This is a genomic window from Corynebacterium sp. HMSC066C02, assembly GCF_001814945.1.
Taxonomy (GTDB): domain Bacteria; phylum Actinomycetota; class Actinomycetes; order Mycobacteriales; family Mycobacteriaceae; genus Corynebacterium; species Corynebacterium aurimucosum.
The window spans coordinates 1-22641 of sequence record NZ_KV818459.1; the positions used below are offsets into that span (position 1 = coordinate 1).

The 22641-nt window shown below is 59.4% G+C and carries 22 protein-coding genes and 2 tRNA genes; 9 read left to right on the plus strand and 15 right to left on the minus strand.

All coding sequences use genetic code 11. From position 1 onward, the window contains the following. Positions 1–180 precede the first annotated feature (180 nt). Complete coding sequence (gene pepN, locus HMPREF2996_RS07650) at positions 181–2721, minus strand: aminopeptidase N (protein ID WP_070719544.1); 2541 nt, start codon at positions 2719–2721, stop codon at positions 181–183. A gap of 100 nt (positions 2722–2821) precedes the next feature. On the opposite strand from pepN, the gene HMPREF2996_RS07655 reads away from it, so the two are divergent. After that, on the plus strand, positions 2822–3436 hold the full coding sequence (locus HMPREF2996_RS07655) for a mycothiol-dependent nitroreductase Rv2466c family protein (protein ID WP_070730838.1): 615 nt from the start codon (positions 2822–2824) through the stop codon (positions 3434–3436). On the opposite strand, the gene HMPREF2996_RS07660 is transcribed toward HMPREF2996_RS07655, so the two are convergent. Beyond that, on the minus strand, positions 3433–3804 hold the full coding sequence (locus tag HMPREF2996_RS07660) for a hypothetical protein (RefSeq protein WP_070730839.1): 372 nt from the start codon (positions 3802–3804) through the stop codon (positions 3433–3435). The genes HMPREF2996_RS07655 and HMPREF2996_RS07660 overlap by 4 nt on opposite strands. Before the next feature lie 107 nt (positions 3805–3911). Here HMPREF2996_RS07660 and HMPREF2996_RS07665 point away from each other — a divergent pair, with 107 nt between their 5' ends. Continuing rightward, the gene (locus HMPREF2996_RS07665; RefSeq protein WP_070447768.1) at positions 3912–4385 is read left to right on the plus strand and encodes a ribose-5-phosphate isomerase; all 474 of its coding nucleotides are present in this window, start codon (positions 3912–3914) and stop codon (positions 4383–4385) included. Here HMPREF2996_RS07665 and HMPREF2996_RS07670 read toward each other — a convergent pair. Further along, complete coding sequence (locus HMPREF2996_RS07670; protein ID WP_070730841.1) at positions 4382–5209, minus strand: aldo/keto reductase; 828 nt, start codon at positions 5207–5209, stop codon at positions 4382–4384. The genes HMPREF2996_RS07665 and HMPREF2996_RS07670 overlap by 4 nt on opposite strands. Before the next feature lie 181 nt (positions 5210–5390). Beyond that, positions 5391–5465: transfer RNA gene (locus tag HMPREF2996_RS07675), tRNA-Gly, on the minus strand. Between the two features lie 202 nt (positions 5466–5667). Between HMPREF2996_RS07675 and HMPREF2996_RS07680 the strand changes: the two genes are divergently transcribed. The 3 genes from HMPREF2996_RS07680 (at position 5668) to tig (ending at position 8114) form a co-directional block, all read left to right on the plus strand. Beyond that, positions 5668–6471, plus strand: a complete 804-nt coding sequence (locus HMPREF2996_RS07680; protein WP_070564606.1) for a hypothetical protein — start codon at positions 5668–5670, stop codon at positions 6469–6471. A 137-nt stretch (positions 6472–6608) separates the two neighbouring features. After that, positions 6609–6682, plus strand: a tRNA-Pro gene (locus tag HMPREF2996_RS07685). Positions 6683–6755: 73 nt separating this feature from the next. Further along, complete coding sequence (gene tig, locus HMPREF2996_RS07690) at positions 6756–8114, plus strand: trigger factor (protein WP_070730843.1); 1359 nt, start codon at positions 6756–6758, stop codon at positions 8112–8114. Between the two features lie 173 nt (positions 8115–8287). On the opposite strand, the gene HMPREF2996_RS07695 is transcribed toward tig, so the two are convergent. The 6 genes from HMPREF2996_RS07695 to HMPREF2996_RS07720 all read right to left on the minus strand — a co-directional run bounded on the left by HMPREF2996_RS07695 (position 8288) and on the right by HMPREF2996_RS07720 (position 13751). Then, complete coding sequence (locus HMPREF2996_RS07695; protein ID WP_070447780.1) at positions 8288–8869, minus strand: NADPH-dependent FMN reductase; 582 nt, start codon at positions 8867–8869, stop codon at positions 8288–8290. A 39-nt stretch (positions 8870–8908) separates the two neighbouring features. Continuing rightward, the gene (locus HMPREF2996_RS07700; RefSeq protein ID WP_034655492.1) at positions 8909–9181 is read right to left on the minus strand and encodes a hypothetical protein; all 273 of its coding nucleotides are present in this window, start codon (positions 9179–9181) and stop codon (positions 8909–8911) included. Beyond that, positions 9165–10190, minus strand: a complete 1026-nt coding sequence (gene nrdF / locus HMPREF2996_RS07705) for a class 1b ribonucleoside-diphosphate reductase subunit beta (protein ID WP_023020918.1) — start codon at positions 10188–10190, stop codon at positions 9165–9167. The genes HMPREF2996_RS07700 and nrdF overlap by 17 nt, the downstream gene beginning before the upstream one ends. A gap of 51 nt (positions 10191–10241) precedes the next feature. After that, positions 10242–12437 carry a class 1b ribonucleoside-diphosphate reductase subunit alpha gene (gene nrdE, locus HMPREF2996_RS07710; RefSeq protein WP_070730845.1) on the minus strand — a complete coding sequence of 732 codons (2196 nt, stop codon included), beginning with the start codon at positions 12435–12437 and terminating at the stop codon, positions 10242–10244. Positions 12438–12487: 50 nt separating this feature from the next. Beyond that, positions 12488–12955, minus strand: a complete 468-nt coding sequence (nrdI, locus tag HMPREF2996_RS07715; RefSeq protein WP_005324049.1) for a class Ib ribonucleoside-diphosphate reductase assembly flavoprotein NrdI — start codon at positions 12953–12955, stop codon at positions 12488–12490. Positions 12956–13070: 115 nt separating this feature from the next. Continuing rightward, on the minus strand, positions 13071–13751 hold the full coding sequence (locus HMPREF2996_RS07720; protein ID WP_010190918.1) for a metal-dependent transcriptional regulator: 681 nt from the start codon (positions 13749–13751) through the stop codon (positions 13071–13073). Between the two features lie 138 nt (positions 13752–13889). On the opposite strand from HMPREF2996_RS07720, the gene HMPREF2996_RS07725 reads away from it, so the two are divergent. Together HMPREF2996_RS07725 and HMPREF2996_RS07730 are read left to right on the plus strand one after the other, a co-directional pair. Further along, positions 13890–14489, plus strand: a complete 600-nt coding sequence (locus tag HMPREF2996_RS07725; protein WP_010190917.1) for an ATP-dependent Clp protease proteolytic subunit — start codon at positions 13890–13892, stop codon at positions 14487–14489. Positions 14490–14510: 21 nt separating this feature from the next. After that, a complete protein-coding gene (locus HMPREF2996_RS07730; protein WP_010190916.1) occupies positions 14511–15134 on the plus strand; it encodes an ATP-dependent Clp protease proteolytic subunit in 624 nt (207 codons plus the stop codon). A gap of 53 nt (positions 15135–15187) precedes the next feature. Here HMPREF2996_RS07730 and fabG read toward each other — a convergent pair whose 3' ends face one another. Beyond that, on the minus strand, positions 15188–15958 hold the full coding sequence (gene fabG, locus HMPREF2996_RS07735) for a 3-oxoacyl-ACP reductase FabG (RefSeq protein WP_070730846.1): 771 nt from the start codon (positions 15956–15958) through the stop codon (positions 15188–15190). 41 nt (positions 15959–15999) lie between these two features. Further along, complete coding sequence (locus tag HMPREF2996_RS07740) at positions 16000–17304, minus strand: MFS transporter (protein WP_070730848.1); 1305 nt, start codon at positions 17302–17304, stop codon at positions 16000–16002. Between the two features lie 199 nt (positions 17305–17503). On the opposite strand from HMPREF2996_RS07740, the gene clpX reads away from it, so the two are divergent. Beyond that, positions 17504–18799 carry an ATP-dependent Clp protease ATP-binding subunit ClpX gene (clpX, locus tag HMPREF2996_RS07745; RefSeq protein WP_010190911.1) on the plus strand — a complete coding sequence of 432 codons (1296 nt, stop codon included), beginning with the start codon at positions 17504–17506 and terminating at the stop codon, positions 18797–18799. Between the two features lie 265 nt (positions 18800–19064). Here clpX and HMPREF2996_RS07750 read toward each other — a convergent pair whose 3' ends face one another. Then, positions 19065–19808, minus strand: coding sequence for a TetR/AcrR family transcriptional regulator (locus HMPREF2996_RS07750; protein ID WP_070447801.1), 744 nt, complete (start codon positions 19806–19808; stop codon positions 19065–19067). Positions 19809–19983: 175 nt separating this feature from the next. Between HMPREF2996_RS07750 and HMPREF2996_RS07755 the strand changes: the two genes are divergently transcribed. Beyond that, positions 19984–20946, plus strand: a complete 963-nt coding sequence (locus tag HMPREF2996_RS07755; RefSeq protein WP_070730850.1) for a malate dehydrogenase — start codon at positions 19984–19986, stop codon at positions 20944–20946. Here HMPREF2996_RS07755 and panC read toward each other — a convergent pair. Both panC and panB read right to left on the minus strand, forming a co-directional pair. Then, positions 20943–21764, minus strand: a complete 822-nt coding sequence (gene panC / locus HMPREF2996_RS07760) for a pantoate--beta-alanine ligase (protein ID WP_070645367.1) — start codon at positions 21762–21764, stop codon at positions 20943–20945. The two genes, HMPREF2996_RS07755 and panC, sit on opposite strands and share 4 nt — an antisense overlap. Positions 21765–21774: 10 nt before the next feature. Next, positions 21775–22596, minus strand: coding sequence for a 3-methyl-2-oxobutanoate hydroxymethyltransferase (gene panB, locus HMPREF2996_RS07765; RefSeq protein ID WP_070525703.1), 822 nt, complete (start codon positions 22594–22596; stop codon positions 21775–21777). Positions 22597–22641: the final 45 nt, after the last annotated feature.

The window sequence follows — 22641 nt, forward strand, 5'->3', positions numbered from 1 at the left end:
ACGGGAGGAAGGTTGGCCACAGGCGTGGCTAACGCTGACAAACGGTAGGGAACGGGATTGGCTGGGTGAATGGTGGCTGCGGACAGGGATTGGCTGGGTGAACGGTGGCGGCGGACAGGGGGAGGAGGAACTGGAGCACAAGCCCCTCAGGTGAGGGGCTTGATGCGTATGCTCTGGGGACTAGCCGCGGTCGACGGCGCGGTTGCGCAGAGCGCGGGCGAGGCGGTCGCGCTGCTCGGTGACTGCGCGGCGCAAGCCGCCGGCCAAGTCGCGGGAGAGGAACTCGTCGGCGCGGTCGAGGGTCTCCTGGCTGACATCCCAGCGCGGGAACAACCCGGTTACCGTGGTCAGGGCAATCTCGTTGGATTGCGCGGACCAGATCTTTTCCGCCACGTCAAAGAACTCAGCGCTCGGCAGGAGCTCGTCGGAGCCTACGAACGCCAGGCCCGCTAGCTTGGATTCCAAGTCGCGGTTGCCCAGTTCACCGGCGACAATCTCGTCCCACACCGCGCGCTTGTTGTCCTCGGTATTAACCGCAGCCAACGCCTTAAGCGAGGCCTGGTAGCCCGTCGCGGTGTTATCGCGCTTGAGTTCCTCAGCCACCGCCGTCAGGGCGGCGCCGGCGGCTTCGGGCCCGGTGACGTCGGCAAGCGAGCCATCAGCAATGAGCGCGGTGAGCGCCTTCCAGCGCAGGCCCGCATCCGAGGAGGTCTCAAGAAGGTCCTGGAAGAAGGTGCGGGAGGCGTCGTGAAGCTTGATGCCGGCCAGCGCCTGGGTGAAGACGATGGAGCGCTCGGCGTCGTCGGAGCGGGCGCCGGCCAGGAGGGCGTCGGCAAGCTGCGTGTCCTCCTTCGCCCACTCCGGGTCGGCATAGGTGGACTGGGCCAAAGCGGCCTGGGCGAGGATGCGCTCGAGCACGGCGAGCTCAGTCTCCGCCGCCGCACCGCGGGCGACGAGCGCGACGAAATCGCGGGCGCGCATGGTACCTGCACGGGTCATCTCCCACGCGGTGGACCAGCACAGGGTGCGGGCCATGGGGTCCTCGAATTTGTCGACATTCTCCAGCAGGAACTGCAAAGAACCCGCATCCAGATCGATGAGGCAGTAGGTCAGGTCATCGTCGTTGGGAAGGACGAAGGGGACGTCGGAAAGCGCGCGGCCCACAAGCTCCGGAATCTCGGTGGAGGAGCCGTCGATATCCATCTCGATGCGCTCGGTGCGCACCACCTTCTCACCCTGCAAGGCATAGACGCCGACAGCGACGCGGTGCGTGCGCAGGGTATCACCACGCTGGGTGAGGTAGGCCTGCGTGATGATGCCGGACTCGTCCGTACCCAACGCCACGCCCAGCGTGTTTACGCCCGTGGTCTTGAGCCACTGCTGTGCCCAGAAGGACAGGTCACGCCCTGAGGCCTCCTCCAAGTGGCGCAGCAGATCCCCGAAGGTGGCATTCGACCACTGGTGTTCCTGGAAATGGCGGCGCACGCCGGCGAAGAAGTTCTCGCGGCCCACATAGGCCTGCAGCTGCTTGAGCACCGACGCACCCTTGGCGTAGGTAATGCCGTCGAAATTCTGTTCCACGGTCTCAATATCGGAGGCATCCGTGGAAATGGGGTGCGTGGTGGGCAGCTGATCCTGCTGGTAAGCCCAGGCCTTTTCCACATTGGCGAAGGTCACCCACGCGGTGTCGTATTGAGTTTCCTCCGCCTGGGAGATCGCCGCGGACCAGGTAGCGAAGGATTCGTTGAGCCACAAATCATCCCACCACTGCATGGTCACCAAATCACCGAACCACATGTGGGCCAGCTCGTGGAGGATGGTATCCGCGCGGCGTTCGTATTTGTAGTGCGAGGCCTGGGACGTAAAGACGTACTCGTCCCGAATTGTTACGCATCCGGCGTTCTCCATCGCACCGGCGTTAAACTCCGGCACGAAGATTTGGTCATATTTGCCAAAGGGGTAGGCAAAGCCGAAGTTGCGGTGATAGAAATCAAAGCCCTGCTTAGTCTCGGTGAAGAGGCGCTCCGCGTCGAGCGAATCCAGCAGCGAGGGGCGGCAGTAAATCCCCAGCGGCACCTCAACGGTTTGTGCCGGCGAGCCCTCGGGATGCTCCGCCAACGTTCCGGTCCACGTATCCGTCACACCAACGTACGGGCCCGCGCACAGCGCAATCAGGTAGGTCGACAGCGGGTAATCCACCGCAGCGCGCACGGTATTGCCCGAACGCGTGATGGGGGAGTTGGTAATGACCGCCCAGTGCTCTGGGACCTCAAAAGTCAGCGAGTACGTAGCCTTCAAGTCCGGCTGGTCAAAGCAGGCGAAGACACGCTTGGCGTCGGCAGTCTCGAACTGGGTGTAGAGGTAGGCCTCACCATCCACCGGGTCCACGAAGCGGTGCAGACCCTCGCCGGTGCGGGAGTAGCGGATCTTCGCCACGACCTTGAGCTCATACTCCGCCACCTGCAAACCCGAGAGTGGGATGCCGTACGTCGGGTCATAAGCGCTGGTGGGCAACGGCGCACCATTGAGGCGGACCTCGAGAAGCTCGTCACCGCGCAAATCAATGAACGTCGAACCAGCTTCCTTCACCCGGAATTTCACCACCGTGGTGGAGGTGAAGAACTCTTCCCCGGTGAGGTCGAGCGCGACGTCGTAGTGGCTTACCTCCACCATGTCGGAGCGCTGTTGGGCTTCCTCGCGGGTGAGGTTGATCGAGGTCATGTAGGTTACTCCTCTTTCTCGTTACTTTAAGTCTCTGCACCAGCGTAGTCACACGCCTAGGGTGGGGTGCCACAGACTGCACAAGCAAAGGAGATTTATTATGGCTCAACAAGTGACGTTCTGGTTCGACTGCTCGTGCCCCTTCGCGTGGCTGACCTCGCGCTGGATTAAGGAAGTGGAGAAGGTTCGCGATATCGAGGTGACCTTCGAACCGATGTCCCTGTCCGTGCTCAACAAGGGCCGCGACCTGGATCCGGAGTACATGAAGATGATGGAGGCCAACTGGGGCCCTGCCCGCGTAGCGGCCAAGATTGCCGTGGAAGCCCCGGACAAGGTCGATGCCTTCTACACCGCCATGGGCACCCGCATCCACACGGAGGGCCAGGGCGGTAAGAAGGGTTACGGTGCCTACGATGACATCATTAAGCAGGCGCTTGACGACGCCTCCCTCCCCGCCGACTTCGCCTCCGTGGCCAACACCGAAGAGATGGATGACAAGCTCATCGAGTTCCACAACTGCGGCATCTCCGAAGTTGGCGACGAGGTCGGTACCCCAGTGGTGAAGTTCGGCGATACCGCCTTCTTCGGCCCAGTCATCACGCGCGTTCCCACCGGCGAGGAAGCCGGCGAGCTTTTCGACGCCTCCGTGCGCCTCGCCCAGTTCCCCTACTTCTTCGAGCTCAAGCGCTCCCGCACGGAAGCCCCGCAGGTTTAGCGAGTTCGATTCTGCGTCGCTGCGACGACGACGCAGATGAGGACCACCGGGCTAAGCGCGAAGGCGGGCAGCCCGGCAATGTTGATGATTGGGAGGGAGGCTTGCGCTCGAAATTCCTCCCACGCGGCGACTACCCACGTAGCCCATGAAGCGCCTGCGAGGAGTGCAAGCACACCGGCGGTGATCCCAGCTGCACGGTGTGGCTTCTGTGCTATCCACCAAGCGCCCACCCCGAGGTGAGCCACGGTCATCACGATCGCCATGACCAGAGGCCGGAGGAAGCCGCGTTCCGTGAAGAAACCTGCGGCGAACAAACCGGCGCCGATGAGAAAAGCTACGAGGTATAGGGCGGCGACGCGTCTGGTCATGGGTATGCCAACCTCCTCTTGTGCGTGAGTGGCCCCAAGCGTAGCAAGCGCACGCTATTAATGGCAGGGCTCAGCGGGGAGTCGTGCTGCCCGCTAAGATGTGGGCCATGCGCGTTTATTTAGGAGCAGACCACGCAGGGTTCGAGACGAAGAACGTCATCGCTGAACACCTGGAGAAGCAGGGCCACGACGTCATTGACTGCGGTGCCCACGAGTACGACGCCGAGGATGATTACCCGGCATTTTGCATCGAGGCCGCGCTGCGGACCGTCAACGATCCGGGCTCACTCGGCATCGTGTTGGGCGGTTCCGGCAACGGTGAGCAGATTGCCGCGAATAAGGTGAAGGGCGCGCGCTGCGCCCTGGCGTGGTCCCCCGAGACCGCCCGCTTGGCTCGTGAGCACAACAATGCCCAGCTCATCGGCATCGGTGGCCGCATGCACTCCGAGGAGGAGGCACTCGCCATCGTGGATGCCTTCCTTGATCAGGAATGGTCCCGTGCTGAGCGCCACCAGCGTCGCATCGACATTCTTGCCGAGTACGAGCGCACCAACATTCCGCCGGAGCTTCCGGAGGCTTAGTTCATTTCCTTGGGGTGAGTGCCGCCACGGCCCTCTTCCCCAAGGTCAAGATCAGTAATCGCAGCCATCTCGGAATCATCCAGCTCGAAACCGAAGACATCGAAGTTCTGCGCGATGCGCTCCGGGTTTTCGGACTTCGGGAACACGATGACGCCATTTTGTAGGTGCCAGCGGATGATCACCTGAGCGGGGGAAACGCCATATTTCTCGGCGGGCTCGGTGATTTCCGGCTGCTCGAAGAGATCCGTCTTACCCTGACCTAGTGGACCCCAGGCCTCGATGTGCACCTGGTGGGCGCGGAAGGCATCGAGCTCGCGCCAGCGCTGCAGGTAAGGGTGCAGCTCTACCTGGTTGACCACGGGGGTTTCATCAGTCTGGGTTTCCAGCTGGTCCAGGTGCTCTAATTCGAAGTTGGAGACGCCGATGGACTTGGCCTTGCCGGCCTTCTTTAGCTCAATGAGCTGCTTCCATGCGTCGACGTACGTGCCATTGTCCGGGCAGGGCCAGTGGATGAGGTAGAGGTCCACATAGTCCAGTCCTAGCTTTTCCAAAGACTCGTCGAGAGCAGCGGCGGCATCAGTCTGGCGGTCATTCCACAGCTTCGTGGTGATGAACAGTTCCTCGCGTGGGATGCCAGACTTAGCTATCGCGCGGCCCACGCCTTCCTCGTTGCCGTAGATGGCGGCGGTATCGATGTGGCGGTAGCCCACCTTGAGGGCTTCGAGGACCAGCTCCTCGGTTTTATTGGGGTCAACCTTAAAGACGCCGTAGCCGAGCTGGGGGACGGTGTTGCCGTCGTTGAGTTCAATATTCGGTACTGTCATGCGGCCCACTCTACGCAGAGCTTGGTCACCCGCGCAGAAAAGGAAAGTTATGGGCTACGCGAATCACCGGAGTGCTCCGAGTGTGGAGTAGCGCCACAGAATCAAAAACGACTAAAGCCGCACCGGCTAGCTAAAATAGGTGCTCAGTGCAGCTTTTTGGAGGGAATGACGGGAATCGAATTGGAGGGAATGACGGGAATCGAACCCGCGTCTTCAGCTTGGAAGGCTGAGGTATTAGCCACTATACGACATTCCCACAACCGGTAATCTTCAACTTTCAAGGCCTTGACTTTGAAAGTCTCAACGTTGAAAGCCGTTGTATCGGCGTGCGAACTACTTTAGCGCACGTGGGCGCTGAAACGAAAATGGGAACTAGAAAGGGGTAAAAGGCGTTACTTTGGGTAGGTACATAATTACGACAACACACAATTTGACTCTGAGATGAAAGTGGTGCTTTCGTGAGCTCGTTATTGCTCCTCATCCTCGTCGTTGGCGGCGGCGCTTGGTTTCTGTCCTCGCGAAACGGGAAGAAGCAGCAAGAGCTGCGAGAATCCCAACGTTTTGATGATGCGATGGCGGATGCCCGCCGGTGGACCGAGCGTCTCGGTGGTCAGGTGATGAATATCAGCGGCACGGATACCGCCTCCCAGCAGGCTATGGCGGATGCTTCCGAGCGCTTTACCGCCGCTAACTCGGCAATCTCCCAGGCCACCACGGTCAAGCAGGCGCACCTAGCGCGCGAATCTGCATTGGAGGGTCTCTACTATGTTGCGGCGGCCCGTGAAATTATGGGTATGGACCCGGGTCCAGAGCTGCCGCCGTTGGAAGGCCAGCGCCAGGCCGGCAAGGTGACGGAGACCCGCACGGTGGAGGCCAACGGGGAGACCCTGACAGCGTCGCCAAGCGCATCCGCAGAAACCCCCAACTACTACCCGGGTGGTGTCGTAGCAGGGCGCCCGGTCCCGGCCGGCTGGTACTCGCGCCCGTGGTGGGCTGACGCGTTGACCACCGGCGTGTGGATGGTGGGATACTCCATGATGTTCAACGCCATGTTCGCCGGCATGGCGGGAGTGGGCTACTCCGCCGCAGCCGCTGAAAGCGGCGACTGGGGCGGAGACATGGGCGGCGCCGAGGGTATGGACGGCGGCGCCATGGATGGTGCCGGTGACGCCGGGGGAGGCGAGGAGGGCGGCTTTTTCGACGGCCTGTTTGGTGGCGACGGGGGCGATGGCGGAATGTTTGATTTCGACTTCGACTTCTAGCGCTAAAGCTGCCCCTGACGTGGGGAAACAAAGTTTAATTGGGGCCGGTGTTGGGATAGTCAAGCAGCTATCGGTACACTAGCCCCAGTATGAAGCGCAGCTGCGTGCGGAACTTCCGGGCGCAGAGGCTTTCCATACGGGGCGTGGCGCAGCTTGGTAGCGCACCTGCTTTGGGAGCAGGGGGTCGCAGGTTCAAATCCTGTCGCCCCGACGTATGGGGGCCTGGACACTCATCCAGGCCCCCTAATTTCATCTTTGAACGATCACAATCAGGAGAGTTTCTCGTGAAGACCACCGTAGACAAGCTGAGCGATACCCGCGTCAAGCTCACCGTCAACGTTCCGTTTGCTGAGCTGGACAAGGAAATCGATCAGGCCTACGCGGCGATCGCGCAGCAGGTTTCCATCCCGGGTTTCCGTAAGGGCAAGGCTCCGCGCCAGCTTATCGACGCCCGCTTTGGTCGTGGCCCCATCCTCGAGCAGGTCGTCAACGACATGCTGCCGTCCCGCTACGAGCAGGCCGTTGAAGAAAACGATCTCAAGGTTATTGGTCAGCCGGAGATTGACATTGCCAAGCTGGAGGACAACGACTTCGTCGAGTTCACCGCTGAGGTAGACGTTCGTCCCGAGTTTGAGGTGCCGGACTTCTCCAAGATCTCCGTCAAGGTGCCGGCGCTGGAGACTTCCGAAGAGGACGTCGACAAGGCGCTCGAGGATCTGGCTTCCCGCTTTGGTGAGCTTAAGGACACCAAGCGCAAGATGAAGACCGGTGACTTCTGCATCGTGGATATCACCACTGAGGTCGACGGCACCAAGCTGGAGGAGGCATCCCACGAGGGGCTGACCTACCGCATTGGTGACGACAACCTGATTAAGGGTCTCGATACCGCACTGCGCGGCATGAAGACCGATGAGGACAACGAGTTCACCACCACCATCCAGTCCGGTGAGCACGAGGGTGAAGAGGCCACCGTGAAGGTCCACGTCCAGCAATCTAAGGAGCGCAAGCTGCCGGATCTCGACGACGAGTTCGCACAGATGGCCTCCGAGTTCGACACCATCGATGAGCTACGTGAGGACACCAAGTCCCGCGTCGAGGAGACCAAGAAGTCCGAGCAGGCTGCTGCCATCCGCGATGAGGTCCTGAAGGCCGCTCTGGCTGAGGTTTCCTTCGAGCTGCCGTCCTCCATCGTTGATGAGCAGGTTCACGCTCAGCTGCACCAGGTCATGGGTCAGCTGGCTCACGACGAGAAGGCTCTGGCCCAGCTGCTTGAGGCACAGGGCACGACCCGCGAGGAGTTCGACGCTGATGCTCGCAAGTCCGCTGAGGAATCCGTCCGCACCCAGCTCTTCCTCGACGCCCTGGCTGAGATTGAGGAGCCGGAGGTGTCCCAGCAGGAGCTGACCGACCACATCCTGTTCACCGCGCAGTCTTACGGCATGGACCCGAACCAGTTCATCCAGCAGCTGCAGTCCAGCAACCAGCTGGGCAACCTGTTCTCTGACGTTCGCCGTGGCAAGGCCCTGGCAATGGCCATCTGCCGTGCCGAGGTCACCGATGAAGAGGGCAACAAGGTTGACGTTGACCAGTACTTCGGTGAAATCGAAGAAGCGGACGCTGCTGAAGCTTCCGAGGAGAAGTAATCTCCCGCTTGTAACGCGCTGCTGCCACATGTGTGGTGGCGAGCGCGCATGAAACCCCGGATTCAGGTAACTCAAGGATGAGCCTGAATCCGGGGTTTGTGTCATTGTGAACGCCCTCTAGGAGTCTTTGAGTACTTCGTAGAGGGCGCGATGGGTGTTGGCTGGGGATACCGCTAGCCGTTCGTGGCTCTAAAGGCCTCGTCGGTCAACTGCAGGAAGCGCATAACGTAATCCTTGACAAAGTCTGCGGTGCGTTGATTGAGATGTCCGGACTCTTCGAAAAGGGTGGGGGATTGGCCCAGAAATACTTCGGGCTGACCAGGGAGCGGCATATCGAAGTAGGACAGGGCGAGGCGAAGGTTCTTCTGTGAACTGTAGCCGCCCATGCGGCCTACAGAGTGGCTAATGATACCTGCGGGAAGGTTCTTCCACGCCACATCTGAGTTGGGCTTAGAGCCGATGTCCACTGCGTTCTTGAGGCAGGCAGGGATAGTGCGGTTGTTCTCTGGCGTAATGAAGAGGATCCCGCTCGAGTTCTTGATGGTCTCGCGAAAGGTGGTGTACTCAGCCGGAGTGGGCTTGTCCGTGACGGCGGGGTCATCGTAGTCGAAGTCATAGAGCGGCAAGTCACGGATTTCCACGATGTTTGCCTCGTAGTCTTCAGGGATCATCGTGAGCACCTCGTGTGCAATCTTGCGTGCAAATGACTCTCGGCGCAGGCTGCCGACGATAACGCTGATACGTGGGGTGGTCATGGTAAACCTTCTTTCTTAGTTGGGTGTAGGGAGACGTGGTCAAGGGAGAAAAGGCTTGCAGCCAAAGGCCGGTGGTGGGCCGGCAGCGTGGGCGGCGGTGAGGAAGCCATCTACTTTGTCTCCTTCTTCATGGCGGAAGTACAGTTCGATGAGCCCTAGAAGACCCCCGAGGACGGCCTCTCGTGCGGCGGATGTATTCAACAGCCGCATGGCTGCGGGTTGGTTTCCTTCGCGGATGGCTTCAAACAGCGCGATGGTCTCAAGCCAGCTTCCTTGGTCCGGTCGCGGAAAAGGTTTAGAAATCCCAGTCATCATCACTCGTTTCTTCAGCAGTACCAATGACATAGGAGGAACCAGATCCGGAGAAGAAGTCATGGTTCTCATCTGCTCCGGGGGCTAGGGCCGCGAGGATTTCTGGGTTCACTTCCGTTTCTTCGGGCGGGAAATAGTCCGGGTAGCCCAAATTCATGAGTGCCTTATTGGCGTTATAGCGAACGAACACGGCTACATCATCCATGAGTCCCAAAGGCTCATATAGCTCGCCGGAATAGTCCAGCTCTAGTGCATAAAGCTCTTCGAGCAAAGAAATGGTGAAATCATGCATTTCCTTCTGCCGTAGCGGGGTCGTGGATTCCAAACCGCGCTGATACTTGTAGCCCGAGTAGTAGCCGTGCACTGCCTTGTCACGCAGAATGAGGCGAATCATGTCTGCCGTATTTGTCAGGGTGGCGTGGACAGAAAAGTGCAAGGGAAGATAGAAACCCGCGTAGAGAAGCAGCGAGGAAAGCAGCGTCGATGACACCTTGCGTTTGAGTGGATCCGGCCCAAAATAGTGCGCGAGCACTTTCTTGGCGCGTGCCTGGAGAAGGTCGTTATTCACCGCCCAGCGGTATGCTTCATCAATTTCCTTTGTACTGCTCAGGGTAGAAAACACTGAAGAGTAAGAACGGGCATGGACTGACTGCATGAAGGCGATGTTGGTATACACGGCCTCCTCGTGTTCGGTGCGGGCATCTTGAATCTGACAGATTTCTCCCACAGTGGCCTGGACAGTATCCAGGGTGGTGAGTCCCGTGAACACCCGCATGGTGAGGTTGCGTTCCTCGGGCGTCATCTTCTGCCACGCCGGGAGATCATTAGAAAGCGGGACCTTCTCTGGCAACCAAAAATTGGCGGTGAGACGGTTCCACACTTCAAGATCCTTGTCATCGCTCACCCGGTTCCAATTGATGGCGCGGATGCGGGCTGAAGGATCATGCCGGTAGCTCGGCGGAGTAACTGAAATGCTGGTTAGTTCAGCACTGTTTGATGTTGAAGACATAGCTTCCTTCTTTCTGAGTGAATGGTTGTAGACAAGGGGAGGGCCGTGCTCCTACAAAGCACAGGAGACGCAGCCTTCGACCTCGGTTCCTTGGAGCGCGGATTGGCGTAAACGGATGTAGTAGAGGGTCTTGATTCCGGCTTTCCAGGCATAGATTTGTGCCTTGTTGATGTCCCGCGTGGTGGTATCAGCGGTAAAGAACAAGGTCAGGGAAAGTCCTTGGTCCACGTGTTGGGTGGCCATGGCGTAGGTGTCGATGATTTTTTTGTATCCCACGGCGTAGGAGTCATCGAAATACTCCAGGTTGTCGTTGGTCATTTCCGGCGCGGGGTAGTACACGCGCCCCAAGCGGCCTTCCTTGCGTATTTCAATTTTGGAGGCAATCGGGTGGATGGACGCGGTGGAGTCATTGATGTAGGAAATTGATCCAGTGGGTGGAACTGCCTGCAAGTAGGCGTTGTAGATGCCGTCTTGCATCACTTGTTTCTTGAGCCGTAGCCAATCCTCGCGTTGAGGAATCTGCACGCCTGCTTCATGGAAGAGCTGTTTTACGTGTTCAGTGGCTGGCACCCAGTCTTTGTCGATGTATTTGTCAAAGTAGGCGCCAGTGGCATAGGTGGATTCTTCGAAGCCTGTGAATCGTTGACCTTTTTCAACCGCGAGTGCATGGGATGCGCGGAGCGCATGGTAGGTCACCGTGAGGAAATAGATATTTGTAAAGTCCAGTGCCTCGGCGCAGCCATAAGGAATACGCTGTGAAGCAAGGAAGCCGTGGAGATTCATTTGGCCCAGACCAATGGCATGCATGGAGGCATTTCCGTGAGCGATGGAAGGAACAGCTTCGATATTCGTCAGGTCTGAAACCTTCGTGAGGGCACGTACTGCGGTTTCGACGGTCTCCCCAAAGTCCGGTGATTCAAAAGCCTTCGCAATGTTGAGCGAACCTAGATTGCAGGAAATATCCTGGCCGACGGTGGTGTAGTCACCCGAAGCTCCGTAGGTCGATGGCGTGTTGACCTGGAGGATTTCACTACACAGGTTGGACATATTGATATGTCCTTTGAGGGGATTAGCGCGGTTGACCGTATCCTCAAAGAGGATGTAGGGGTATCCGGATTCAAACTGAAGCTCAGCCAGCGTGGTGAAAAACTCGCGGGCCTTAATGGTCGTGTGAGAAATTCGCGGATTGGCAACCAACTCGTCGTAGCACTCGGTGATGGACATGTCAGACATGGCTACGCCGTACTCGCGAGCGATGTCATACGGGCTAAAAAGATGCATATCCTTGTTCTCTTTGGCCAGCCGGAAGGTTATATCTGGAATAACAACCCCCAGCGAAAGAGTCTTGATGCGGACTTTCTCATCGGCATTTTCCCGCTTGGTATCCAGGAAGCGAAGAATATCTGGATGGTGCGCATGCAGGTAGACGGCTCCAGCGCCCTGCCGGGCGCCCAATTGGTTGGCATAGCTGAAGCTATCTTCGAGAATTTTCATGACTGGGACTACGCCGGAAGCCTGGTTCTCAATCTTTTTGATCGGGGCTCCGGATTCGCGCAGATTGCTCAGCAACAAGGCCACTCCACCACCGCGCTTTGATAGTTGCAGTGCAGAGTTCACGCTGCGGCCAATGCTCTCCAGATTGTCTTCGATTCGCAGAAGGAAGCAGGAGACCATTTCGCCGCGCTGGGCTTTGCCTGCGTTGAGAAAAGTAGGGGTGGCGGGCTGGAAGCGTCCGGTCATGATGTCATCCACCAGCTTTTCTGCGAGCTCTTCGTCGCCCTGTGCAAGGTATAAAGCTGTGGTGGCGACACGTTCTTCGTAGCCTTCTAGGAATCGGGAGCCATCAAAGGTTTTCAGTGCATATGAAGTAAAGAACTTAAATGCGCCGAGGAAGGTGCGGAACTGGTGCTTAGCTTGATGTGCTCTGTCGTACATGGCGCACAGAAAGGCGTCATCATAAAGCTCAAGGAAATCCCGCTCGTAGTACTCGTTATCAACCAACCATTCCAAGCGTTGCTTGGTGGAATCGAACTGATGCATGCGGGGAGCGACATGGTGCGTGACATAGTCTTTTGCTGCCTGAATGTCCTTGTCAAACTGGATTTTTCCAAAAGCGTCGAACAAGTTCAGCTGCGCGTTGAGTGCGTGGTAGCTTTTGCGCTTGCCGACACCGCCGGCATTGTCTGCTGAAGCAGTGCGGGGCGTAGCGCCAATAGTCTGTGTGGGGGTGGCATCAAGAGGCCACATTGTGTTGTCCAATCTGTGTGATGCGGATGTGTTCTTCATCTTGTGGGGGATTAATGGGGTGTCATCGTTAGCTGCTTTTGCTGCTCCCAAAACTTTTGAAGGCCCTGCTTTACGGCGGCAATGTCCTTCTGGGTGCCGAGAAGCTCGAAGTGATACAGCTCCGGTACGTGGCACTTGGCGGAAATGATGCGTCCGGCGACGCAGTAAGCACTTCCGAAGTTGGTATTCCCTGAGGTAATAACGCCCCGGATAAAGGAGCGGTTGATTGGGTCATTGAGGAAGTCGATGACCTGTTTGGGGACTGCGCGTTTGAGCGAGCCTCCGCCGTAGGTGGGAACGATGAGTACGTACGGGTGTGAAACCTGGATCATCCCGGTTTTCTTGGGGCGCAGTGGAATGCGCACCGCGGGTCTATCTAAGCGTTCGACGAATCTTTTTGTGTTTTCTGAAACGCTAGAAAAATACACCAAATCTGGTGAGTCTGACATAGCAATCCTGCTCATCCTGGCCTTAGCCATAGGTGGGATAGGTGATATTCGAAAAGACTAACTTCGCAATGTCGTAGTTGCAACTACGGCCTAACGTAGTTTTGAAAAGAGCAGGTGAGAGAAGGATTAATGCAAAGGGGAAGGTCTAACGGCTGTGGTGTGCTACAAACACTGCGTCGGTAGCTGGGCGTCCAAGCACTACCCACTGAGTGCTGCCGGCCACCTGTATTTCGAGAGAATCTGAAAAGGGCGCTCCCTCGCGCGTGCTAAGAACAGCCCCTGTGACAATGCCGCGCTCTTCAAGGAACTTCAGCAGTTGTGGGTCGGAATCAGAAATGCGTTCCACGGTCACTTGCGGTTGCGCACCGCTGTCGGTGAGACGGTGCGCACTGGGGATTGTGATCTGTCCATCAACCGTAGGGATAGGATCGCCGTGCGGATCCCTAGTGGGGTAATTAAGGAACTTATCTACACGTTCTATGAGCATGTCGGACACCGCGTGTTCGAGATTTTCGGCTTCATTATGGACTTCGTCCCACGTGTAGTCCAATGCTTGAACCAAAAAAGACTCAAGCAATCGGTGGCGGCGCACCATGACCAATGCGTACTGCCTGCCAAGTTCGGTTAACTCCACAGAGCCATAGGGCGTGTGTGACACGAGCCCTTGCTTCGACATTTTGCGCACTGCATCGGAAACCGAGGAGAGCTTGAGTCCCAACTGTTTCGCTATAAGTGTGGCGGTAACGGGCTCGGACGACCATTCCTTTAGCCCCCAGATTGCTTTCAAATAGTTCTGGGTACTGGTGGATAGCTCGGAAACAGACATGAGCAAATGTTAACCCAGCTTCCGTATGCGCCTTTGGTGCTGCGCCCCAACGCTCATAGCGAACAGAGGCCAAGTTTGAGAGGAATGCCGGTAAGGTGGGGCCAGTTAAAGCATTCTTCACTTGAAGGAGAACCATTAATGTCTGAGAAGATTTCAATGAACTCGTCGTCTACGGGTATGAATCTGAGCGATAGCGTGTATGAGCGCCTGCTGCGCGAGCGCATTATTTTCCTGGGAACCCAGGTGGATGATGAGATTGCCAACAAACTGTGCGCCCAGATCCTCCTGCTGTCCGCAGAGGACCCCACGCGCGATATTTCGCTTTATATTAATTCGCCGGGTGGCTCGGTCACCGCGGGCATGGCCATCTACGACACGATGAAGTACTCGCCGTGCGATGTGGCTACGTATGGCATGGGCCTGGCCGCTTCGATGGGCCAGTTCCTGCTCTCCGGCGGCACCAAGGGCAAGCGCTACGCCCTGCCGCACGCACGCATCATGATGCACCAGCCTTCCGCTGGTGTGGGTGGTACCGCCGCAGATATCGCCATCCAGGCCGAGCAGTTCGCGCAGACCAAGCGCGAGATGGCTGAGCTCATCGCTGAGCACACCGGCCAGACCTTCGAGCAAATCACCAAGGATTCGGACCGCGACCGCTGGTTCACCGCCCAGCAGGCCAAGGAATACGGCATCGTCGACCACGTCATCGAGTCCGTCAACGGTCCTATCACCAACTAGGGAACAAGGAGCTTTATCACTATGTCTAACCTTCAGATGCCTTCTTCCCGCTACGTTCTGCCGGAGTTCATTGAGCAGAACGCACAGGGATCGAAGACCACCAACCCGTATTCCAAGCTCTTTGAAGAGCGCATCATCTTCCTGGGCACCCAGGTCGATGACACCTCCGCCAACGACATCATGGCGCAGCTGCTGGTCCTCGAGTCCCAGGACCCGGACCGCGATATCACGATGTACATCAACTCCCCGGGTGGCTCGTTTACTGCGCTGATGGCTATCTACGACACCATGCGCTACGTCCGCCCGGACGTGCAGACCGTGTGCCTGGGCCAGGCGGCATCCGCAGCGGCTGTTCTGTTGGCCGCCGGTGCTCCGGGCAAGCGCGCTGCGCTGCCGAACTCTCGTGTGCTGATTCACCAGCCGCGTACGCAGGGCACGCAGGGCCAGGTGTCGGACCTTGAGATCGAGGCCAACGAGATCGAGCGCATGCGCCGCCTCATGGAGGAGACCCTGGCTGAGCACACCGGCCGCACTGCGGAGCAGGTGCGCATCGATACTGACCGCGACAAGATTCTTACCGCGCAGGAAGCCGTTGACTACGGTCTCATCGATACCGTCTTTGATTACCGCAAGCTCAACGCCTAAGTAATCAAGCTTAAAGCCCCGCTGTCTAGTAGATAGCGGGGCTTCGGCCATGCTTAGGCTTCGTAGGGCGGCAGGATGGCCTCGGGGGACTCGGGGAGGATCTGGCCGCCGTCAATGATGATGGTCTGGCCCGTTATGTAGCCTGCCTCGCGGGAGGCGAGGAAGGCCGCGGCGTTGCCGATATCGCGCGGGGAACCTAAGCGGTGCATGGGGACGGAGCGTGCCATTTGGTCGAGGTACTCCTGACCCTGGCCCTCCAAACCCTCGGTGAGGATGTTGCCTGGCAGAACACCATTGATGGTGATGCCATCACGGGCAACTTCCAGTGCCGCGGAGCGCATGAAGCCTTGTTGTGCGGCCTTCGAAGCGCCGTAGTGCGCCCAGCCTGGGTAGCCGGTGTGCGAGCCGGTAATGGAGGTGGTGATGACGATGCGCCCGTAGCCCGCCTCCTTCATATAGGGCAGTGCTTCCTGCACCACGGTGAACGTGCCGTGCGTATTGATAGCGAACATGGCGTCCCATTGCTCGTCGGTCATGTCCTCGAGCGGGCAGTTGGGGAAGACACCGGCGTTGGAACAGACGATATCGATGCGGCCATAGCGCTTGACGACGTCCCGGTACAGGGTGCGGACGGAGTCGCGCGAGGTGACGTCGACAAGCAGGGCGTCCGCCCCGAGTTCTTCGGCAGTCTTCTGCGCGGCCTCGAGGTTGAGGTCAGCGATGACGACGGTCGCGCCGGCTTCGCGTAGAGCGCTGACGATGCCGCGGCCGATTCCGGCGGCGCCGCCGGTGACGATGGCAACGTGGTCCTGAAGATTAAACATGTGCTGCTCCTAAGCGGTTGGGGCTGTGTGCCCCCTCCAGCCTAGGCCGCCACGGTCTGGGGTGCTGTCTGCTTGGTGGTTGCCGTGTAGGCGCGCACACCGATGAGGGAGACTCCGGCCAACACAGCGGTAGCGCCGGCGAGGGTGTAGAGCCCCGTTGGGGTCCAGCCGCTTTCGAGCAGATAGCCCGCCAGGATGGGAGCGAGGGTAGCGCCCACGCGAGCGATGCCGATGGCAGCGCCCGTACCCGTGGTGCGCAGCGCCGAAGGGTAAGCCTCCGGGGTGACGGTGTAAAGGCCGGAGATGCAGGCGTTGAGGGTAAGGCCTACGCCGACTCCGAGGGCAAACATGAGGGAAGGCACGGCGGTGGAGTTAATGAAGCCGACGAGGACGACGGAGGAGATAAGACAGAAGACGATGAGCAGGGGGCGGGCGTCGATGCGCGTGGTGAACAGGCCGAAGAGGATGGCGCCGATAGCACCGCCGAAGGAAAGCATGATGCCGCCGATGATGCCCTGCTGGGCGGTAAGGCCCTCGGCGGTAAGAAGCTTCGGGGTCCACTGCGAGGTGAAGTTGTAGGCAAACATGATGAAGCTGAAGGCCAGCCAGAGCTTGATGGAGGTGCGCAGGAACTGCGGCGAGACGAGGTCCTTGTAGGAGGCCTTGTGGCTGGTGCGCGGGCGGACGCTGACGTCTCCCGTGAGGCCGAGTTTGGCGGTGATGGTGCGCACCGTGTCCATGCGGCCACGGGCGGCGAGGAAGTCTGCGGACTCGGGGACGAAAGCAACCGTGAGGATAAGGGCGACAACTGTGAGTGCTGCGCCAACCCAGAATATGGGCTGCCAGGTATCGAAGGAGGAGGCGACAACGCCGCAGAAGGAGGCACCGAGGCCATAGCCGGAGGCGTAGATGGCGACGGCCAGGCCGCGGAAGCGCAGGTTGGAGTACTCGCTGACGAGCACGGTGACACAGACAAGGACGCCGCCGACGCCAATGCCGGTGATGAGGCGGCACAGCAACAGCAGGCTAAATGTAGGCGCGAGGGCGGTGAGCACGAGGCCGACGAGGTCAATGACGAGCGAGACCGTGATGAGGGTGGTGCGTCCAAGGCGGTCAGCCAACGGGGCGAGGAAGAGCGAGCCAAGGCCGATGCCGATGAGGGCGGAGGACAGGAGCCAGCCAAGGGAAGAATCGGACAGCGCGAACTCTTCGCTGACGGTGCCGGCGCCGAAGGCCATGGCCACCATGTCATAGCCGTCGAGTGCATTGAGGAAGAGGGCAATGGCGATGATGAGCCATTGGCGTGCGCCCATGGGGGAGCGGTCGATGAGTTCGCGGATGTCCATGAAAATCTTTCTGCTGATAGAGCGGTTTCGATGTAAGTTAGTGAACCGCTCTGTCTATGTCCACTAACTGCCGTTTTAAATTCAAGGGCGCGCCGCTGAGTGAGGAATAGCGCTCGAGTCTGAGTGGTTTACTAGAGTGGAACAAACTGCGGTAAAATCGCCCCACCATAACCCCAGAGAAAAGAGTTGAAAGGCCTTCATGGCACGTATGCAAGAAAGCGCTGACCTGCTCAAGTGTTCCTTCTGTGGAAAGAGTCAGAAGCAGGTGAAGAAGCTTATCGCCGGCGGCGGCGTCTACATCTGTGACGAGTGCATCGAGCTCTGCAACGAAATCATCGAGGAGGAGCTCGGCGCGGCTCAGGCCGAGGCGGACGAAGAGAAGGAGATGCGCCTTCCGCGTCCTTCGGAGATTTCGGCTTTTCTGGATAAGTACGTCATTGGCCAGGACCAGGCCAAGCGCGTGTTGTCGGTGGCTGTGTACAACCACTACAAGCGCATCAAGGCTGAGGAGGCCGCGGGCCTGGAGGGCCGCCGGAAGAAGGCGCAGGATGAAGAAGTTGAGATTTCTAAGTCCAACATCCTGATGCTGGGCCCGACGGGATCCGGTAAAACCTACTTGGCGCAGACCTTGGCGCGTTTGTTGGACGTCCCCTTCGCCATCGCGGATGCCACGAGCCTGACCGAGGCTGGCTACGTGGGCGAGGACGTCGAGAACATCCTGCTCAAGCTGCTGCAGGCTGCGGACTTTGATGTGGAGCGCGCGCAGCACGGCATCATCTACGTCGATGAGGTGGACAAGATCTCCCGCAAGTCGGAGAATCCATCGATTACCCGGGATGTGTCCGGTGAGGGCGTCCAGCAGGCGCTGCTGAAGATCCTTGAAGGAACCGTGGCGGCGATCCCGCCGCAGGGTGGGCGCAAGCACCCGAACCAAGAATTCATCCAGTTGGATACGACGAACATCCTTTTCATCGTGGCCGGTGCTTTTGCGGGCTTGGATAAGGTGATTTCGGAGCGCGTGGGCAAGAAGGGCGTGGGCTTTGGCGCCAAGCTGGAAACTAAGGATGAGAAGGAATCAGTCGACTTCTTCTCCCAGGTGCGTCCGGAGGACCTGGTGAAGTTCGGCCTCATCCCCGAGTTCATCGGCCGCCTGCCGGTGGTTGCCACGGTGGATAACCTGGACCGCGAATCGCTAGTTAAGGTGCTCGTGGAGCCGAAGAACTCGCTGGTCAAGCAATACCAGCGCCTGTTCAGCATGGATGGTGCGGAGCTGCACTTCGAGGATGAGGCGCTGGAGGCAATCGCCGAGCTCGCGCTCGAGCGCAAGACCGGTGCCCGCGGCCTGCGTGCCATCATGGAGGAGCTGCTCGTGCCCATCATGTATGACCTCCCAGACCGCGAGGACATTGCCAGCGTCCACATCACGCAGGACTGCGTGACCGACGGCGGCGAGCCGGAGTTCGTGTACTCGGATGAGGCGAAGGAATCTGCCTAAACGGCATCTCTTAAAAGGCATCTTCAAGGCTGAAGATGCCTTTTGTGCTGTCTACATGGCGTTTTCAGGTCTAAAAACGCCTTCTGTCAGATGCCATCTGCCTGTTGGGGCAAAGGAACCAGATGAATGGGACCATGTAGCTGTGGAGTGAAATTGTGACCTGGGCTTGTGCTCAGGCCGGCGCGCAGATGGTTCCTTTACTTTGGTTTCTTTGCTCGCGCGATGCTGGGGAGAGGGCTCTAATCGTAGAGTCCCCGCCGGCGCGTCATTCGTAGAGGCTCGCTGACGCGTCGCCCTCGTCCTCGGTGGAGTAGACATCCAAGGGCGCGGACTCAGCATCGAGCTCGGTTTCGTTCTGGGTGAGGTAGGACTCGAAGCCGATGTCCGGGATGTTCGCCGTAAGGAAAGCCAGCACAGCATCGACCGCCATGCGGTGCAACCCCTCAGTGTTGTTGTGGGTGTACATGTTGATGTCGAGCAGGTTGCTCATCATCGCGTGATTCGTCACCCGGTACATCGAGAGCGCAGAAATCAGCGTGAAAATATCGTTGGCGGAAATTCCCGGGCGGAACGCGCCGGAATCTTGGCCCAGCATGAGCAGCCTGTCGAGGTGGAGGGAGATCTCGGACACGTCGACAAGCGCCTGCGAGGACTCCAGCACACTGTGGGAGGATTCCATCGTTAGCATCCGGATGGCTTCGGGGTTATTCACATGTTGGCGGAACAACCAATCCACCAAGGTGCGCACGCCCTCGACTGGGACAGCAGAATTGATCTCGAGGCTGCCCTCTGGCGGGTTGAGGCGCCGCGCTGCCGCTGCCAAGGCTTGCTGGTAGAGCCCCTTCTTATCCCCGAAGTAGTAGTGGATCATGCGCTTGGACATCCCAGACAGCTTCGATACGGTCTCGAGCTTGGTTTCGGCATAACCATGCTCCGAAAACTCCGATATCGCAACATCGATCACGTGCTCAACAGAGCCGGAGTCGACCGATGAAGTCTCAGTGCTCATGGAAAGTCCCGTCTAGTCGATGGATATGCGTACAGTTGTCCACTATGCCGAAAAAAGACGGCCGTGGAGCTCAAGTACAGAGAACTCGCATCTTTCGGGGGTAAAATCACACCCCACGGGGGCGAAAAACGGGACTAGGGTGGGAAGGTGAATACCCAGCCGAAAGGACTCGCACATGACTGCATCGAAACCCGTCAAGATCACCGTCACCGGCGCCGCCGGAAATATCGCTTACTCCCTGCTGTGGCGCATCGCTGCGGGCGATGTCTATGGCAAGGACACCCCGGTGGAGCTGGCTTTGCTGGAAATCCCGGACGCCGTGGGCGCCGCTGAAGGCGTGGCCATGGAGCTCAATGACTCTGCTTTCCCCCTCCTGCGCGGCATTACCGTCACCGATGATCCGAACGTGGCCTTCAAGGACACCAAGGCTGCTTTCCTCGTCGGTTCCCGCCCGCGCAGCAAGGGCATGGAGCGCGCCGACCTGCTGGAAGCCAACGGTGCCATTTTCACGGTCCAGGGCAAGGCGCTGAACGACGTCGCTGCGCGCGATGTCCGCGTCCTCGTCGTGGGTAACCCGGCCAACACTAACGCTTATATTGCGGCGAACAGCGCACCGGACCTGGACCCGAGCCAGTTCACCGCGCTCATGCGCCTGGACCACAACCGCACCCAGAGCCAAGTCTCCCTCAAGACGGGAGTGCCTACCGCGGAGCTGACCAAAGTTGCCGTGTGGGGCAATCACTCTGCCTCCCAGTTCCCGGACCTGACCTTCTCCAACGCCGAGGTGGATGAGGATTGGTACAAGGAAGAGATGATTCCGAAGGTGGCCAAGCGCGGCGCCGAGATCATCGCCGTACGCGGTAAGTCTTCAGCTGCCTCCGCAGCCTCTGCCGCGGTGGATCACATGCACGATTGGATCCATGGCACCGAGGACTGGCGTACCGCAGCCGTCGTCTCCGATGGCTCCTATGGCGTGGACGAGGGCCTCGTCGCAGGTTTCCCCACCGTCGCCCGCGACGGCAAGTGGGAAATCGTGCAAGGCCTCGAGCTCAACGATTTCCAGAAGGAGCGCATCGAGGCCTCGGTTCAAGAGCTGCGTGAGGAGCGCGAGGCCGTAGCCCACCTGCTCAAGGACTAAGACTCAAGCACTAAGTTATCGATGAGCCGCACCGGCCCCACCTGCGCTGCAACGAGCGCCAGGGCGGGCCGGTGTTGTGCATCAACGGGCTCGAGCGTGGCTGGATCCACCACGGTGAGGTAGTCCACCGTCACGCCGGGGGAGGAAGCAAGCTGGGCTTCAGCCTCCTTGAGGGATGCACCATCCCGCAGTGCGAAGAGCGCCTGGGACAGCGCCACGGCCTGCTCGCGCTCGGCAGGGCTCAAGCGAGCGTTGCGGCTGGACTCGGCCACGCCGTCCGCCGCGCGGACGATGGGCGCGCTGACGATGTCGAGTGGCAGGTCGAGGTCCGCCACCAAGCGCCGAATAATGGCTACCTGCTGGGCATCCTTCTGCCCGAAGTAGGCGCGGTCGGGGCGCACGAGAGTGAATAGCTTGCTCACCACAGTGGCCACGCCGTCGAAGTGGCCGGGGCGCGAAGCGCCTTCCAAGACCGAGCCCATCTCACCCGTGCGCACCCACACCCGCGGGGTGCCACCCGGGTACATCTCCTCCACGGTGGGAGCGAAAACCGCATCCACGCCTAGAGAATCGAGCAGTGCTGCATCCGCGTCGAGGTCGCGCGGGTAGGCGCGGTAGTCCTCGCAATCGCCGAGGTCGGTGAATTGGAGGGGATTGACAAAGACCGAGCACACCACGGTGTCATTCTCCTCGCGGGCGCGGCGCACGAGTGAAGCGTGGCCTTCGTGAAGCGCGCCCATCGTGGGCACCAATCCCACGGTGCCGGATGCGGCCGCGCGGAAGGCGCGGAGTTCAGATTTAGTTGTAAGGATCTGCATGGCCCAAACTTTAGTCCTCGAAGGATTCCTCGGCGTTGGGGAAGGAGCGCTCGCCCACATCGGCCACGTAATTCTTCGCACCCTTCAGCAGCGCGCCGCGCAGGTTTGCGTAGCGGCGCACGAAGCGCGGCGCCTTGGGTCCGCCCAGCCCGAAGGCATCGGTCCACACGAGGATCTGGCCGTCGGTCTGTGCGCCGGCGCCAATACCGATGGTGGGGATGGGCAGTTCCTTGGTCACCTCCTCAGCCAACGCAGCTGGGACCATCTCCAGTACCACGGCGAAGGCGCCGGCGTCGGCAAGCGCGCGGGCGTCCGTGTGCAGCTTCTCCGCACCGGCACCGCGGCCCTGGACCACGAAGCCGCCCAAGGCGTGAACCTGTTGGGGCGTGAATCCGATGTGGGCGCAGACGGGGATGCCGGCGGCGACAAGCGCGGCAACAATCGGTGCGCGCTCGGCACCGCCCTCGAGCTTCACGGCCTGCGCGCCGGTTTCCTTCATGACGCGCACGGCAGACTCCAGTGCCTGGGCGGGGCCGGCCTCATAGGAACCGAAGGGCAAGTCCACCACCACGAAGGCGCGGGAGGTAGCTGAAACCACGGCGCGGGCCAGCGGAATCATTTCATCGAGGGTAAGCGAGAGCGTGGTTTCGCGGCCCAGGACCACATTGGCCAGGGAATCGCCGACGAGCAGGAGATCCACCCCGGCTTCATCGAAGATTTCGGCGGTCATGCAGTCATAGCTCGTCAGGCACGCAAAGGCCTGAGAGTTCTCTTTGGCTTGAGCAAAGAAGCGGGTGCGGAGACGGGCGCGGTGGCCAGGATTGTGAGACATGCTCTTACTCTAGACAGGGCGCTAGTGCCAGTTGACGTACAGGGT